Consider the following 14,353-nt stretch of genomic DNA (forward strand, 5'->3'; position numbering starts at 1 on the left):
CGTTCTCCTCTGAAAGGTCGTCCCCGTGTCCGCGCGCACCGCTCCCGTCTCCACCCACGACACCGCCGGCGCCGCCGACCGGGTCGGGCGACGCGCCTGGGTGGCGCTCGCGGTGCTGATGCTCCCGGTGCTGCTGGTCTCGGTCGACAACACGGTGCTGAACTTCGCGCTCCCCTCGATCGCCGAGGATCTGGGCCCCTCCGGCACCGAGCTGCTGTGGATCGTCGACGCCTACCCGCTGGTGCTCGCGGGCCTGCTGGTGGCGATGGGCAGTCTCGGCGACCGCGTCGGGCGGCGGCGCCTCCTGCTGGTCGGCGCGGTCGGCTTCGCCGCCGTCTCGGTCGTGGCCGCGTTCGCTCCCACCGCCGCGGCGCTCATCGGCGCCCGCGCGGCACTGGGCTTCTTCGGCGCGATGCTGATGCCCTCGACGCTCTCGCTCCTGCGCAGCGTCTTCCCCGACCGCGACCAGCGCCGCCTCGCGATCGCCATCTGGGCGACCGGCTTCGCCGTGGGCTCGGGCATCGGCCCTCTGGTCGGCGGCGTGCTGCTCGAGCACTTCCCCTGGGGGTCGGTGTTCCTGCTCGCGGTGCCCGTGCTGCTCCCGCTGGTCGTCCTGGTGCCGATCCTGGTGCCGGAGTCGCGCGACCCGCAGCCCGGCCCGGTCGACGTGGTCAGCATCCTGCTGTCGCTGGCGACCATGGCGCCGGTCGTCTACGCGGTCAAGTCCTTCGCCGAGCACGGGATCGACGCGGTCGGCGTCGCGGCGCTCGTCGTGGGCGTCGTCTCGGGAGCTCTGTTCGTCCGCCGCCAGCAGCGCCGGGCCTCGCCGATGCTCGATCTCTCGCTCTTCCGCCGCGGCTCGTTCAGTGCGGCGATCGTGGTCAACCTCCTCAGCGTCACCGCGCTGGTCGGCGGGCTCTTCTTCCTCTCGCAGCACCTGCAGCTCGTGGTCGGGCTCTCGCCCCTGGAGGCGGGCTTCGTGCTCGTGCCGGGCCTCGCCGTGATGATCCTGGCCGGGCTCGGCGTGGTGCCGATCGCGCGCCGCGTCGCTCCGCGCCTCGTCGTCCCGGCCGGACTGCTGGTCTCGGCCGTCGGGTACATCCTGCTGGCCCTCGGCAGCGGGGCGCCCGGAGGAGCGTCCGCGCTCACCGTCGCCGTCGCCTTCGCGTTCCTCGGCCTGGGCATCGGTGCGGCCGAGACGGTGTCGAACGAGCTGATCCTGGCCAACGCGCCCGCCGACAAGGCCGGTGCGGCCTCCGCCGTCTCCGAGACCGCCTACGAGCTCGGTGCCGTCCTCGGCACCGCGACGCTCGGCACGGTCCTCACCGCCGTGTACCGCGGGGGAGTCGTGCTGCCCGAGGGCCTCGACGCCGCGCAGGCGCAGCGGGCCGGGGAGACCCTCGGCGGCGCCGTCTCGGTCGCCGGCGAGCTGCCCGCCGACTCCGCCGCGAGCCTCGTCGCGTCGGCGAGCGCGGCGTTCGACTCGGGCGTCGGCTGGTCGGCCTGGCTCGGTGTCGTCCTCGTGCTGGCCGCCGCCGCGGTCGGCGCCTGGCGCCTCCGCCGGAGCTGACGCTCCTCCTCTCCTCCCGAGGGAGGCCGCCCGGGACGCGCAGCGCCTCCCGGGCGGCCCTCGCCAGCCCGACGGGGGCGCGTGCCCCGGACCGCGGCGCGGGCGGGCCGCGAGTACGCTGGGGGGACTCCGACCCCGTACGCCTGAGGACCGCCATGCCCCGCACCGTGAAGCTCGCCGTCATCCCCGGAGACGGGATCGGGCCCGAGGTGACCGCCGAGGCCGTCAAGGTCCTCGACGCCGTCACCGCCGACTCCGACCTGGTGCTCGAGACGACCACCTTCTCGCTCGGCGCCGCCCGCTACCTCGAGACCGGCGACGTCCTCACCGACGAGGACCTCGCGGCGATCGCGGGGCACGACGCGATCCTCCTGGGCGCCGTCGGCGGAGCACCGGGGGACCCGCGCCTCCGGGACGCGAACATCGAGCGCGGGCTGCTCCTGCGGCTGCGCTTCGAGCTCGACCACTACGTCAACCTGCGGCCGACCCGTCTCTACGCGGGCGTCCCCTCGCCGCTCGCGGCTCCCGGCGAGGTCGACTTCGTGGTCGTCCGCGAGGGCACGGAGGGGCCCTACGTCGGTACCGGCGGCTCGATCCGGCAGGGCACCCCGCACGAGGTCGCCAACGAGGTGTCGGTCAACACCGCCTACGGGGTCGAGCGCGTCGTCCGACACGCGTTCGAGCTCGCCCGCACGCGCCGCTCCCGGCTGACGCTCGTCCACAAGACGAACGTCCTCGTCTTCTCCGGCTCGCTCTGGAAGCGGATCGTCGACGAGGTGGGGGCCGCCTTCGAGGACGTGGCCGTCGACTACCTCCACGTGGACGCCGCCACGATCTTCCTCGTGACCGACCCTGCTAGGTTCGACGTCATCGTCACCGACAACCTCTTCGGCGACATCCTGACCGATCTGGCCGGCGCGATCAGCGGCGGCATCGGACTCGCGGCCTCGGGCAACATCAACCCCGACGGCGCGTTCCCCAGCATGTTCGAGCCGGTCCACGGATCCGCGCCCGACATCGCAGGACGGCAGCTCGCCGACCCGACCGCCGCGATCCTCTCGGCCGCGATGCTGCTGGACCACCTCGGCCGGAGCGACGAGGCCGCCCGCGTCACCGCGGCCGTGACCGCCGACATCGAGTCGCGCGACGGCACCCCGCGCTCCACGGCCGCGATCGGCGACTCCGTCGTCGCCCGCCTCCGCTGATCCCCCGCAGAAGGACACCACCACGATGAGCACCGACTCCGCCCCCGCCGACCTCGCGTTCGAGGTGACCGCCGCCCCCGCGCCCCGCTCCGCCGAGGAGCGCGCCCGGATCCTCGCGAACCCCGGCTTCGGCATGCACTTCACCGACCACATGGTCGGCCTCCGCTGGACCCGCGCGGACGGCTGGCACAGCGCCCGCGTCGAGCCCTACGGCCCGCTCGCGCTCGACCCCGCCGCCGCCGTCCTGCACTACGCGCAGGAGATCTTCGAGGGGATGAAGGCCTACCGCCACGAGGACGGCTCCGTCTGGACCTTCCGCCCGGAGGCGAACGCGCGCCGCCTGCAGCGCTCGGCCCGCCGTCTCGCGCTGCCGGAGCTCCCGACGGACCTCTTCGTCGAGTCGCTGCGGCAGCTGATCGCGGTCGACGGCGACTGGGTGCCCTCGGAGCCGGAGACCAGCCTCTACCTGCGCCCGTTCATGTTCGCGCAGGAGGCGTTCCTCGGCGTGCGCGCGGCCGAGGACGTCGGCTACTACGTGATCGCCAGCCCCGCCGGCGCCTACTTCTCGGGCGGCGTCGCCCCCGTGTCGATCTGGCTCTCCACCTCCTACGCCCGGGCGGGCAAGGGCGGCACGGGAGCGGCGAAGACGGGTGGCAACTACGCCTCCTCCCTCCTCCCGCAGCAGGAGGCCTACAGCCACGGCTGCGCGCAGGTCCTCTTCCTCGACTCGCAGGAGTCGCAGTGGATCGAGGAGCTCGGCGGCATGAACGTGGTGCTGGTGAAGAAGGACGGCACGCTGGTCACCCCGGAATCGGACTCGATCCTCGAGGGCATCACGCGCGACAGCGTCCTGCAGCTCGCCGAGGACCGCGGCCACCGCGTCGAGCGGCGCCGCGTGAGCATCGACGAATGGCGCGACGGAGTGGCCTCCGGCGACGTGGTCGAGGTGTTCGCCTGCGGGACCGCCGCCGTGATCACCCCGATCGCCGAGCTCAAGGGCGAGGGCTTCTCCGTCGGCCGCGAGAGCGCGCCCGCCGGGGAGCTCACGATGTCGCTCCGCGAGGAGCTGACCGGCATCCAGTACGGACGCCGCGAGGACACGCACGGATGGATGACGAGGCTGGACGCATGAAGATCGCACGATTCGCCACGCAGCGCGACGGGGACAACGGGGGAGCGATCCACTTCGGGATCGTGGACGAGGACGACCTGGTCGTGCTCGCCGGCGACCCGATGTTCGCCGGGTTCGACACCACGGGGGAGCGCATCCCGATCGCGGAGGCGAAGCTCCTCGCGCCGGTGATCCCGCGCTCCAAGATCGTCGGCATCGGGAAGAACTACGCCGACCACGCGGCCGAGATGGGCGGCGACGCCCCGGCGGAGCCGCTGGTGTTCCTCAAGCCGAACACGTCGGTCATCGGCCCGGACGAGGCGATCGTCCTCCCCGAGGACAGCCAGCAGGTGGAGTTCGAGGGCGAGCTGGCGATCGTGATCGGCGCCGTGGCCCGCAACGTCCGCGCGGAGGACTACGAGGACGTGGTCTTCGGGTACACGATCGCCAACGACGTCACCGCACGCGACCTCCAGCGCTCCGACGGCCAGTGGGCGCGGGCGAAGGGCTACGACACCTTCTGCCCGCTCGGACCGGTCATCGAGACCGAGTTCGTCTGGAACGAGAGCGCGATCGAGACCCGCGTCAACGGGCGCGTGCAGCAGTCGGGCAGCACCGGCGACATGATCCACGGGGTGCCCGAGCTCGTGGCCTACGTCTCGCGCATCTTCACGCTGCTCCCCGGGGACGTGATCCTCACCGGGACGCCCGCCGGCGTCGGGCCGATCGCGAACGGGGACACCGTCGCGGTGGACGTCGAGGGCATCGGCACGCTGTTCAACCCGGTGGTCGTCCGGCGCTGAGCCCGGGCCCTCCTGCGCGGAGGGACGAGCGCCTCCGGCCCGCAAGGATCCTCGGATCCGGCGGGCCGGACGCGTCCGAGCGGGACGTCAGTCGGCGCTCGCCGGGTCGCTGCCGACCGCGCCCTCGGTCTCGTCCGGCAGGTCGGCGTCGCCGGAGACGGTGTCCCCTCCGCTGTCGCCGTCGGTCACGGCGTCCGTGACACCGCGGTCGATCGCGGTGCCCCCGGGAGCGGCCCCGGCGGCGGAGGCGTCGGCCGCGTCCTCGCCGGGCAGCACCGTCTGCGCGCCGCCGGTGTTCGGGGCGGCGTCGCCGCCGGATCCGGGAAGGTCCTCGTTCACGTTCTGGTCGGCCATGTCGGCTCCTCTCGTCGGGGCTCCAGCCCAGCACGCGACGGGCCCCTCCGCAGGACGTTGACAGCGCGGGGGCGAGGGGGCAGAGGCGGGCCGTGAGGCCGGGCGACGCGCCTTCACCGTGCTGCCCGGCGCTGTCAAGCGGACTGCCTCCGGGGCCGTCTGGTCGTAGCGTCGAGCTATGAACTCCTCCCGCACCGACTCCGTCAGCCGCATCGCCCGGGAGGACTTCGGCTGGTCGTCGCTGCTCCCCGGTCAGCGCGAGGCGATCGAGTCGGCCGCCTCCGGGCGCGACACGCTGCTGGTGCTGGCGACGGGCGGCGGCAAGTCCGCGGTCTACCAGATCGCCGGAGCCGAGCGCGGCGGCGTCGTCCTGGTCGTCTCCCCGCTCGTCGCCCTGCAGGCCGACCAGCTCGCCGCGATCGAGGCGGCTCCGGCGGCCCCGCCCGCCGTCGCGATCAACTCCTCCCAGGGCGCCGCGGCCGTCGCCCGCGCCTGGGACCGGATCGACGAGGGCGGCCCGCTCTACGTGCTCCTGGCGCCCGAGCAGCTCGCCAAGCCCGAGAACGTGGCGCGTCTGGCGGCCGCGGGAGTGTCGCTCCTGGTCGTCGACGAGGCGCACTGCGTCTCCTCCTGGGGCCACGACTTCCGCCCCGACTACCTCCGCCTGGCCGATGTGCGCGGCGAGCTCGGAGACCCGCCGGTGCTCGCGATGACCGCCACCGCCTCCGGGCCGGTGCGCGACGAGATCATCGAGCGCCTCCGGATGACCGACCCCGAGATCCAGGTGCACGGCGTCGACCGTCCGGAGATCCGGCTGGTGGTGCACCGCCACGAGAGCGAGAACGAGAAGCGCGCCGCCGTGGTCGAGGAGGCCCGCAGCTGGACGGCTCCGGGCCTGGTCTACGTCGCCACCCGCAAGGAGACGGAGGCCTACGCGGCCGACATCGCGGCGGAGGGGCGCCGGGTCGCGGCGTACCACGCCGGACTCAAGGTGTCCGAGCGCAAGGTCGTGCACGAGCAGTGGCGCGCTGGCGAGCTCGACGTCGTCGTCGCGACCTCGGCCTTCGGGATGGGCATCGACCGGGCCGACGTCCGCTTCGTGCTGCACGCGACGACCACCGAGTCGCTCGACGCGTACTACCAGGAGATCGGCCGCGCGGGCCGCGACGGCGAGCCGGCGACGGGCGCGCTGCACTACCGCGCCGAGGATCTGGGTCTCCGCCGCTTCTTCGCCAAGCGCTCGGTCGACAAGGCCGCGCTGCGCGTGATCTGGGCGGCCGTCTCGGAGCAGCCGGGGCTCGACTCCGCGGCTCTCGCGAAGGAGCTGGGGAAGCCGGCCCGCACGATCGCCCGGATCGTCAACGATCTCGCGGACGCGGGGCTGGTGGAGACCGGCTCCGGTCTGCGCGGGACGCGCGAGGCCTCCGGCGACGAGGCCGTGCACGCGGTGAAGGAGGCTCTGGCCTCCCGCGAGCGGATCGCGGAGTCGCGCCTGTCGATGATGCGCGCGTACGCGGAGACCAGCCAGTGCCGCCGCCGAGTCCTGCTGGACTACTTCGGCGTGGAGTCGGCCGAGTGGTGCGGCAACTGCGACGGCTGCGAGCGGCACGAGGCGAGCGGCGAGACCGTCGAGGCGCCCGTGGACGCCCCTCTGAGCGTCGACGAGTCGGTGGAGCACCGCGAGTGGGGCGCCGGCACCGTGATGAGCGTGGAGGCCGACCGGGCGACGATCTTCTTCGAGTCCGAGGGCTACAAGGTGCTGTCGTTCCAGGCGCTCGAGTCCGGCGTCCTGCGCGAGCACGAGCACGCCTCCGCCTGACCCCGGCTCTCCGCGCCGGCCGATCGCCGCACGCGGGACGCCGCTCCGGTACGGCAGGCACGGCGTGCCGTGCACCGGAGCGGCGTCCCGCGGAGGGGGTCAGACCTTCGAGACGGCCGAGCTCACGTCGGTGGGCTTCTCGTAGTCGCCGTCCGGGATCGCACGGAGGGCCTCGAGGACGTCGCCGTCCGCGCCCTCCTTCTCCGCGGTCTCGACGATCGTGTCCTTCGAGGCGGGGTAGTCGATGCCCGAGAGGTACTTCTGGATCTGGATCGGGTTGGGTGCGTCCATCGTGCTGTCCTTTCGTCGCCTTGCTGAGTGTTACGAGTGCTCTTCGGCGAAGAGCCGGTCGAAGGCGTCGACGCGCCGGTCGGTGACCGTCGTGGGCGTCTCGAGGTGCACGGCGCCGCTGGGCACGAGGCCCGCGCCGCCGAAGCGCTCCATGACGCGCCACTGCGCGGCGACGTCCTCACCGCTGTGCTCCGGGGGCAGCTGCTCCCAGAAGTCGAAGCCGCCGACGGCCAGGAGGGCGTCGCGGCGGTAGAGGACGCACGCGCCCAGCCAGGCGACCCGGTACGCGCGCCAGGCGCCCTCCGGGACGTCGAGGCGGGCGGCGACGTGCGTGAGATTCGCCGCGTTGTGCAGCGGCCAGCGCTCGAACTCCGGGGTTCCGCGCCGCACCCGCTCGGGCTCCACGCGCTCCTCCCAGGTCTCGAACGACTCGGTCTCGTGCGGGCGCACGTCCTCGAGGTAGGACAGGCCCTGCACCGCGGAGCCGACGAAGCCGCAGTCGAGGCGCTCGAGGGCCTCGTGCAGCCGCGAGAGCGTGCCCGGCTCGAGCCACACGTCGTCGTCGAGGAAGAGGACGGCCGGGGCGGTGGCGAGGGAGAGGAGGTAGTGCCTCTGCTCCGCGAGCCCGCGCCGGGGCAGGTGCCGGCGCACCACCGGAGCCCGGCCCTGCGCCTCCAGCACGCGCAGCATCGCGAGGATCGTCGGGTCGCTCTCGGCGACCGCGTCGTCGGACTGGTCGCTCACGATCACGCGGAAGGGCGGGTCGTCCTGGGCGGCGAGTCCGGCGAGCGTGGCGGCGAGCTCGGCACGGCGGCCGACCGTCGGCACCAGCACGTCGATCAGCGGCTGCCGGGGAGCCTCCGGGACCCCCCAGCGCCCGGACCACCGGCGGCTGGTCACGGCGCGGCCGATCGGATGCGCTGGACCATCTCGGTCGTGGAGTGCTCCGAGACGTAGCCGACCGTGGTGACGACGCCCCCGTAGGAGCGGACGACGGCCGCCTCCGCGAGCATGTCGGGGTTGTAGTCCCCGCCCTTCACGTAGACGTCGGGCTGCACGCGCTCGAGCAGCGGGATGGGGGTGTCTCCGCCGAAGAGAGTCACGTAGTCGACGCAGCCCAGCTCGGCGATCACGCCCGCGCGGTCGCCCTCCGGGTTGATCGGCCGTCCCTCGCCCTTCAGCCGCCGGACGGAGTCGTCGTCGTTCACCGCGACCACGAGCACGTCGCCGAGCTCGCGGGCCTGGCGGAGATACGCCGTGTGGCCGCGGTGCAGGACGTCGAAGCAGCCGTTGGTGAACACCACGCGGCGACCGCGGTGCGACTGCTCCGCGAGGACCTCGACGAGGGCGTCCTCGCCGAGCACGACGGCGCCGGGAGCGGCGAGGGAGGCGAGCAGGTCGTCGCCCGAGCAGACGGAGGTGCCGGGGCGCTGCACGACCACGTCGGCGGCGGCCTGCGCCAGATCGACGGCGGTGGCGAGGGAGCGGCCGGCGGCGAGGGCGAGGGTGGCGGTCGCGGCGAAGGTGTCTCCGGCGCCGGACGCCTGCTTCTCCTCCGCGGGCTGAGCGAAGGTGCGGCTGACCGTGCCGTCGGCGTCGAGCGCGGTGGAGCCGTCCCGGTCGAGGGTGACCACGACGTGCCGGGCGCCCGAGCGGGCGCGCAGGTCGTCCGCCGCGTCGCGCACGGCGGCAGCCCGCTCCGTCCCGCGGCCGAGGGAGCCGCCGAGCAGCCGCTCCGCCTCCTTGGCGTTCGGAGTGACGAGGTCCGGCCGGGCGAAGGCCCAGTCGGAGAGCTCGTGCGCGTCGACCACGAGGAGGCCGGGGCGCTCGACGGCGAGCAGGCGCTCGACGGCCTCGCGGAGGATCCCCGAGCCGTAGTCGCAGACCAGGACGGCGTCGGCGCCCGCGGCGGCCTCGGCGGCGGCACCGGCGAGCAGGGCCAGCTCGTCGTCGGCCGGGCGGTGCGGGCCGGAGTCGACGCGCAGCATCACGCTGTCGCCGCCGACCACGCGGGTCTTGATCGTCGTCGCGGCGCCGGTGCGGACGACCCGGGAGGTGTCCAGGCCGGCCCGGTCGAGGGCGCGCACGAGCCGGTCGCCCTCGGAGTCGCGTCCGGCCACACCGACCGTGCGGACGACGGCGCCCAGCGCGCGCAGGTTGGCGGCGGTGTTGGCGGCCCCGCCCGCGACGTCGACGACGTCCTCGAGCCGCAGGACCGGCGCGGGCGCCTCCCGCGTGACGCGCTCCGCCTCGCCGAGCCACCAGGAGTCGAGGATGAGGTCCCCGATCACGGCGACGACCGGTGGGCGCTCGTGGACGTGCGCCAGGAGGGCGCTCGCCCGCTGGAGCGCCGAGCCCTCGAGGCTCATCGCGCGCCTCCCGGCAGGACGGGCAGGCCGAAGTGCACGACCGTGGTGGTGGTCATCTCGTCGAGCAGCTCCGGGCCGTAGCCGAAGCCGGAGCCGGATGCTCCGCGGGGCTGGGCGCTGCCGCCCGGCGCTCCTCCGAAGACGCCGTTGACCTTGACTGTGCCGACCGGCAGCGTCGCCGCGGCGCGGTGAGCGTGCTCCATGTCGGCGGTGAGGATCGAGGCGGCCAGGCCGTAGGGGCTCGCGGCGGCCAGGTCCAGGCCCTCGTCGAAGGAGTCGACGACGCGGATCGGCGCGACGGGCCCGAAGGTCTCCTCCGTCATCACCAGCATCGACTCGGTGCAGTCGGCCAGGACGGTCGCGGGGTAAAAGGTGCCGTCCCCGGGAGTGCCGCCGGTGAGGGCGCGCGCGCCGCTGCCGAGCGCCTCCGTGACGTGCTCGTGGACGGCGTCGCGCATGCGGGCGTCGACAAGGCGGGGGAGCGGGCCCGCGCTCCAGCGGTCGGCCTCGGCGACCAGCGCCGCCGTGAACGCCTCGGCGATGTCGCGGTGCACGTAGATCCGCTCGACGGAGGTGCAGATCTGGCCGGCGTTGGCGAAGGCGCCCAGCGCGGCCTGCTCGGCGGCCCAGACCGGATCGACGTCGCGGTCGACGACGAGCGCGTCGTTGCCGCCGTTCTCGAGGATCACGTGCGCGCCGGTGACGGCGGCGACCCGGGCGAGCGCGCGGCCGGTGGCGGTCGAGCCGACGTGGGCGAGGACGTCGACGCCCTCGGTGCGCGCCAGCTCGTCGCCGACCGCCCCGTCGCCCTCGACCAGGGTCAGCACGCCCTCGGGCAGCGCCTCGGCGAGGATGCTCGTGAAGAGGGCGCCCGTGCCCGGACTGCGCTCGCTCGGCTTGTGCACGACGACGTCACCGGAGACGATCGCGGCGCCCAGGAGGCCCGCAGCGACGGCGACCGGGTCGTTCCACGGAGTGAGGGCGAGCACGACACCGCGCGGGTGCGGCAGGGCGAGATCGACGTTGAGCGCCCCTCCGCGCAGGCTCCTCCCGCGGTGCAGCGGGCCGAGCTCGGCGTACTGGAGCAGCGTGTCGACACCGGCGCGGACGCCGCCCAGGGCGTCGCCGGCGGGCTTGCCCGTCTCCTGCGTGTTGAGGTCGGCGAGCTCCTGCTCGCGCTCGGCCACGCGGTGGGCGGCGGCACGGAGCAGGGCGCCGCGCTCGGCGGGCGCGGTGGCGGCCCACGCGGGGAACGCGGTCCGCGCGCGGCGGACGGCGTCGGCGGCGGTCGTGGCGGGGGTCGTGATGTCGATGGTCACGGTCACCTCTCGGTCGGGGGCGCCCGCGGAGTGGCGGACGCATCCGTCCGGTACCCGGGTGGTGCGCGCCTAGACACGCCGCCTCGGGAATCCGCCCCCGGATCGGCGACGAGGGCTCGCCGCCGATCCGGTTTCGGATCGGTCCCGGCGGGGAAGTGGAGGAGTGCACCGTCCCCGGAGCGGCGCCCGCGCGCCCTCCGCACCTGAGAGGAACCCGTCGTGGTCGCCATCGCCCCCCTCCGAGAGCCCTTCGCCGGAGTCGAGAGGATCGCCGTCCTGCGCGGCGGCGGACTCGGCGACCTGCTGTTCGCGCTGCCCGCCGTCGACGCCCTCGCGGCCGCCTACCCGGGAGCCGAGATCACCCTGCTCGGGACGCCCGCGCACCGGGTCCTGCTGACGGGCGTCGAGTCGCCGATCGCCGACGTCGAGATCCTGCCGGTGGCGCAGGGCGTCCGCGACGGAGAGGGGGAGGACCCCCGGGTCGTCGAGGACTTCACCGAGCGGATGCGCGCGCGCCGCTTCGACCTGGCCGTGCAGCTGCACGGCGGCGGGCGCTACTCCAACCCGTTCCTCCAGCGCCTCGGCGCGCGCCACACGGTCGGGTCGCGCACCGACGACGCCGCGGAGCTCGAGCGCACGATCCCCTACGTCTACTACCAGCACGAGATGCTGCGGGCGCTCGAGATCGTCGGGCTGGCAGGAGCGCCCGCGACACGCCTCGAGCCGGCGCTCGCCGTGGATCCGGAGCGGCGGGACCGCCTCGCCGCGGCGCTGCCCGCGGGCGGACCGCTGGTGCTGATCCACCCCGGCGCGACCGATCCCCGCCGCCGCTGGCCCGCCGCCTCCTTCGCCGCCGTGGCGACGGAGCTGCTGGCGGACGGCGCGCGCGTGCTGGTGGTGGGCGACGCCTCGGACGTGCCCGCCGCCGACGAGATCGTCGCCGGAGCGCCGGGAGCGGTCTCCTGGGCGGGCGTCGTGGACCTTCCGGACCTCGCTCCGCTGCTCTCGCTCGCCGACCTCGTGCTCGGCAACGACTCCGGACCCCGCCATCTCGCCGCCGCGGTCGGCGCTCCGACGGTCGGGATCTTCTGGGTGGGCAACGCGATCAACGCCGCGGCCCTCGGGCGGCAGCGCCACCGGGTGCAGCTGAGCTGGACCACGCACTGCCCGGTCTGCGGGCGCGACGCCACGCAGGTCGGCTGGACCGCTCCGCGCTGCGAGCACGACGTCACGTTCGTCGGCGACGTGCGCGTCGAGGCGGTGCTCGAGGACGTCCGCGGGGTGCTCGCCTCCACCCGCTGAACCGCGAGACGCCACCTCGGTACGCGACGCGCCGGGGCGTGCGAACCGAGGCGGCGTCTCGCGGAGGGGGATCCGGGGCGCGCCCGGATCAGCGGATCACGGCCAGGACGGCTCCTCCTCGTGCGTGATGACGAGCTCGCGGACCTCGCAGCCGCGCGGCTGGCCGAGGACGAACATGACGGCGTTCGACACGTTCTCCGGGTCGTTCAGCAGCGCGTCCGGGCCCGGCTTGTACTGCTCGTCGCGGTCGTCGAAGAAGCGCGTCTTCATGCCCGACGGGATCAGCGTGGTCACTCCGATCTCGCCCTTGGTCTCGGCCGCGAGCGCGCGGGTGAAGCCGAGCACGCCGAACTTCGAGGCGCAGTACGCGGTCGCGTCCGAGACGGCCTTGATCGCGAGCGAGGAGGCGACGGTGACGACGCGGCCGTGGGTCTCGGTGAGGAAGGGCAGCGCCGCCCGGACGACGGCCGCGGTGCCGAGGAGGTTGACGGAGATGACGCGCTCCCACTCCTCCGGCTCCACATCGACGAGGCGGCCGCAGCGGTCGATGCCGGCCGCGGTCACGACGGCGTCGAGCCCGCCGTGCTCGCGGGCGATCTCGACGACCGCCTTCTCGGCCTCGCGGGTCTTCGCGACGTCGACCTGGTAGGCGGCGACGCCCTCCTTCACCGACGAGACGTCGCGGTCGAGCACGATCGGGGTGCCGCCGGCGGCGGTGACCGCGGCGGCGACGGCCGCACCGAGCCCGGAGGCTCCTCCGGTGATCAGGACGCGGCCGATGGGGGTGGGAGTGGTGCTCATGGTTTCCTTCCGGGGGTGGTCTGCGGGCCTCGTGGGCCGCGGGTCAGCCGACGCGCGCGAGCGCGGCGGCGAGATGGGTGGTCGAGCGGCCCGGGTGGTACGGCACGGTCAGGACCCGGCCGCCCCACTCCGCCACCGTCGCCGTCTCGGGGAGGGACTCGGCGGAGTAGTCGCCGCCCTTCACCCAGACGTCGGGGCGGATGCGGCGCAGCGCCTCGTCCGGCGTGTCCTCGCCGAAGACCAGCACGGCGTCGACGCACTCGAGCGCGAGCAGCAGGTCGACGCGGTCGTCCTCGGGGATGATCGGCCGCGCCGCGCCCTTGAGGCGCCGCACGGAGTCGTCCGAGTTGAGGCAGACGATCAGGCAGTCGCCGAGAGCGCGTGCTGCGGAGAGGGTGCGGGCGTGGCCGGCGTGGAGCAGGTCGAAGCAGCCGCCCGTCGCGACCACCGTTCCTCCTGCCGCGCGGACGGACTCGGCGACGCGCAGGGCGTCCACCCCGCCGCCGTGGAGGGGTGCGGGGTCGGCGGGAGCGGAGAGGGAGGCGACCCCTCCCGCGAGGAGGTAGGCGCCGGCCGCGGCGACCGCCGCCTGCACCGCCTCCGAGGTGCTCGCGCCCTCGGCGAGGGCGACGGCGGCGGAGGCGGCGAACCGGTCGCCCGCGCCGCACGGGTCGGTGGGCGGCACGGCGACGGCCGGTGCGACGACCGGGACGCCGGCGCCGCGTGAGCGCAGCAGGGCGCCGGAGGATCCCATCGTCACGGTGACCGCACCGCAGCCCCAGCGCTCGAGGAGGGTGGTCGCGGCGGACTCGGCGCGCGTCACTCCGCGGCCGACGGCTCCCGAGAAGGCGGTGGCCTCGGCCAGGTTCGGGGTGGCGAGGGAGGTGGCGGCGACCGGCTGCGAGCCCCGCGGGTGCGGATCCCACACCAGCGGCACGGTGAGCGCGTCGAGCGCCGTGCGGAGCGACGGCTCCTCGGTCAGGCGGCGGCCGTAGTCGGCGACGATCACGGCGTCGGCGTCGGCGAGCGCGGCGAGCATCGCGTCGGTGACGCCGGGGACGGGCGGCGTCTCGCAGCCGCGGTCGATCCGCACGACGGCCTGGCCGGAGGCGGCGACGCGGGTCTTCACCGGCGTCGCCGCTCCCGAGGGCCCGGCGACCAGGCGGACGCCGGACAGCTCGGCGCGCAGCTCCGCCACGTCCGGATCCGAGTCCTCAGCGAGCGCGGTCACCAGCGTCACCTCGTGCCCGTCGCGGGCGAGCATCCGGGCGACGAGCCCGGCACCGCCGGCTCGGGCGCTGCGGGCCGACACGTCGACCACGGGGACGGGGGCGTCCGGGCTCAGCCGCTCGGCGGGTCCGGAGAGGTCGACGTCGAGCATCACGTCGCCGACGACGACGAGGCGCAGG

13 protein-coding genes are annotated in these 14,353 nt (G+C 74.7%); 6 read left to right on the plus strand and 7 right to left on the minus strand.

Translation table 11 applies throughout. The annotated features are described in order from the left end of the window. The first annotated feature begins 25 nt into the window (after window positions 1–25). The 4 genes from C5C50_RS01985 to C5C50_RS02000 all read left to right on the plus strand — a co-directional run bounded on the left by C5C50_RS01985 (window position 26) and on the right by C5C50_RS02000 (window position 4,689). Window positions 26–1,570, plus strand: a complete 1,545-nt coding sequence (locus C5C50_RS01985) for an MFS transporter (protein ID WP_258067607.1) — start codon at window positions 26–28, stop codon at window positions 1,568–1,570. Between the two features lie 155 nt (window positions 1,571–1,725). Beyond that, the gene (locus C5C50_RS01990) at window positions 1,726–2,775 is read left to right on the plus strand and encodes a 3-isopropylmalate dehydrogenase (RefSeq protein ID WP_104223533.1); all 1,050 of its coding nucleotides are present in this window, start codon (window positions 1,726–1,728) and stop codon (window positions 2,773–2,775) included. A gap of 25 nt (window positions 2,776–2,800) precedes the next feature. Next, window positions 2,801–3,907: a branched-chain amino acid aminotransferase gene (locus tag C5C50_RS01995; RefSeq protein ID WP_104247447.1), complete on the plus strand. Its 1,107-nt coding sequence runs from the start codon at window positions 2,801–2,803 to the stop codon at window positions 3,905–3,907. Further along, window positions 3,904–4,689: a fumarylacetoacetate hydrolase family protein gene (locus tag C5C50_RS02000; RefSeq protein ID WP_104247446.1), complete on the plus strand. Its 786-nt coding sequence runs from the start codon at window positions 3,904–3,906 to the stop codon at window positions 4,687–4,689. Before C5C50_RS01995 ends, C5C50_RS02000 begins: the two co-directional genes overlap by 4 nt. 87 nt (window positions 4,690–4,776) lie before the next feature. Here the strand turns inward: C5C50_RS02000 and C5C50_RS02005 are convergent, their stop codons facing one another. Continuing rightward, window positions 4,777–5,043 (minus strand): hypothetical protein, encoded by a 267-nt coding sequence (locus tag C5C50_RS02005; RefSeq protein ID WP_104247445.1) that lies wholly within the window; start codon window positions 5,041–5,043, stop codon window positions 4,777–4,779. A gap of 178 nt (window positions 5,044–5,221) precedes the next feature. On the opposite strand from C5C50_RS02005, the gene C5C50_RS02010 reads away from it, so the two are divergent. Then, window positions 5,222–6,862, plus strand: coding sequence for a RecQ family ATP-dependent DNA helicase (locus C5C50_RS02010; RefSeq protein ID WP_104247444.1), 1,641 nt, complete (start codon window positions 5,222–5,224; stop codon window positions 6,860–6,862). 99 nt (window positions 6,863–6,961) lie between these two features. Here C5C50_RS02010 and C5C50_RS02015 read toward each other — a convergent pair whose 3' ends face one another. The 4 genes from C5C50_RS02015 to C5C50_RS02030 are packed head-to-tail and all read right to left on the minus strand — an operon-like array spanning window position 6,962 to window position 10,841. Then, window positions 6,962–7,153, minus strand: a complete 192-nt coding sequence (locus C5C50_RS02015) for a DUF2795 domain-containing protein (RefSeq protein ID WP_104223528.1) — start codon at window positions 7,151–7,153, stop codon at window positions 6,962–6,964. A 30-nt stretch (window positions 7,154–7,183) separates the two neighbouring features. Then, window positions 7,184–8,053: a glycosyltransferase family A protein gene (locus C5C50_RS02020; protein WP_219812158.1), complete on the minus strand. Its 870-nt coding sequence runs from the start codon at window positions 8,051–8,053 to the stop codon at window positions 7,184–7,186. Beyond that, window positions 8,050–9,522, minus strand: coding sequence for a D-glycero-beta-D-manno-heptose 1-phosphate adenylyltransferase (gene rfaE2 / locus C5C50_RS02025; protein WP_104272735.1), 1,473 nt, complete (start codon window positions 9,520–9,522; stop codon window positions 8,050–8,052). Before rfaE2 ends, C5C50_RS02020 begins: the two co-directional genes overlap by 4 nt. Then, a complete protein-coding gene (locus tag C5C50_RS02030) occupies window positions 9,519–10,841 on the minus strand; it encodes an aldehyde dehydrogenase (protein ID WP_258063235.1) in 1,323 nt (440 codons plus the stop codon). Before C5C50_RS02030 ends, rfaE2 begins: the two co-directional genes overlap by 4 nt. Before the next feature lie 219 nt (window positions 10,842–11,060). Between C5C50_RS02030 and C5C50_RS02035 the strand changes: the two genes are divergently transcribed. After that, window positions 11,061–12,143, plus strand: a complete 1,083-nt coding sequence (locus tag C5C50_RS02035) for a glycosyltransferase family 9 protein (protein ID WP_104268721.1) — start codon at window positions 11,061–11,063, stop codon at window positions 12,141–12,143. A 96-nt stretch (window positions 12,144–12,239) separates the two neighbouring features. Here C5C50_RS02035 and C5C50_RS02040 read toward each other — a convergent pair whose 3' ends face one another. Both C5C50_RS02040 and C5C50_RS02045 read right to left on the minus strand, forming a co-directional pair. Continuing rightward, complete coding sequence (locus C5C50_RS02040; protein ID WP_104272736.1) at window positions 12,240–12,944, minus strand: SDR family oxidoreductase; 705 nt, start codon at window positions 12,942–12,944, stop codon at window positions 12,240–12,242. Window positions 12,945–12,987: 43 nt separating this feature from the next. After that, window positions 12,988–14,352: a PfkB family carbohydrate kinase gene (locus tag C5C50_RS02045; RefSeq protein ID WP_104223583.1), complete on the minus strand. Its 1,365-nt coding sequence runs from the start codon at window positions 14,350–14,352 to the stop codon at window positions 12,988–12,990. Window position 14,353: the final 1 nt, after the last annotated feature.

This window comes from Rathayibacter sp. AY1D9, from assembly GCF_002932395.1.
GTDB lineage: Bacteria > Actinomycetota > Actinomycetes > Actinomycetales > Microbacteriaceae > Rathayibacter.

Coding starts and splice junctions, on each gene's coding strand:
- C5C50_RS02005 (WP_104247445.1), bottom strand. CDS start 5,043: ATGGCCGACCAGAACGTGAACGAGGACCTTCCCGGATCCGGCGGCGAC.
- C5C50_RS02015 (WP_104223528.1), bottom strand. CDS start 7,153: ATGGACGCACCCAACCCGATCCAGATCCAGAAGTACCTCTCGGGCATC.
- C5C50_RS02010 (WP_104247444.1), top strand. CDS start 5,222: ATGAACTCCTCCCGCACCGACTCCGTCAGCCGCATCGCCCGGGAGGAC.
- C5C50_RS01995 (WP_104247447.1), top strand. CDS start 2,801: ATGAGCACCGACTCCGCCCCCGCCGACCTCGCGTTCGAGGTGACCGCC.
- C5C50_RS01990 (WP_104223533.1), top strand. CDS start 1,726: ATGCCCCGCACCGTGAAGCTCGCCGTCATCCCCGGAGACGGGATCGGG.
- C5C50_RS02040 (WP_104272736.1), bottom strand. CDS start 12,944: ATGAGCACCACTCCCACCCCCATCGGCCGCGTCCTGATCACCGGAGGA.
- rfaE2 (WP_104272735.1), bottom strand. CDS start 9,522: ATGAGCCTCGAGGGCTCGGCGCTCCAGCGGGCGAGCGCCCTCCTGGCG.
- C5C50_RS02000 (WP_104247446.1), top strand. CDS start 3,904: ATGAAGATCGCACGATTCGCCACGCAGCGCGACGGGGACAACGGGGGA.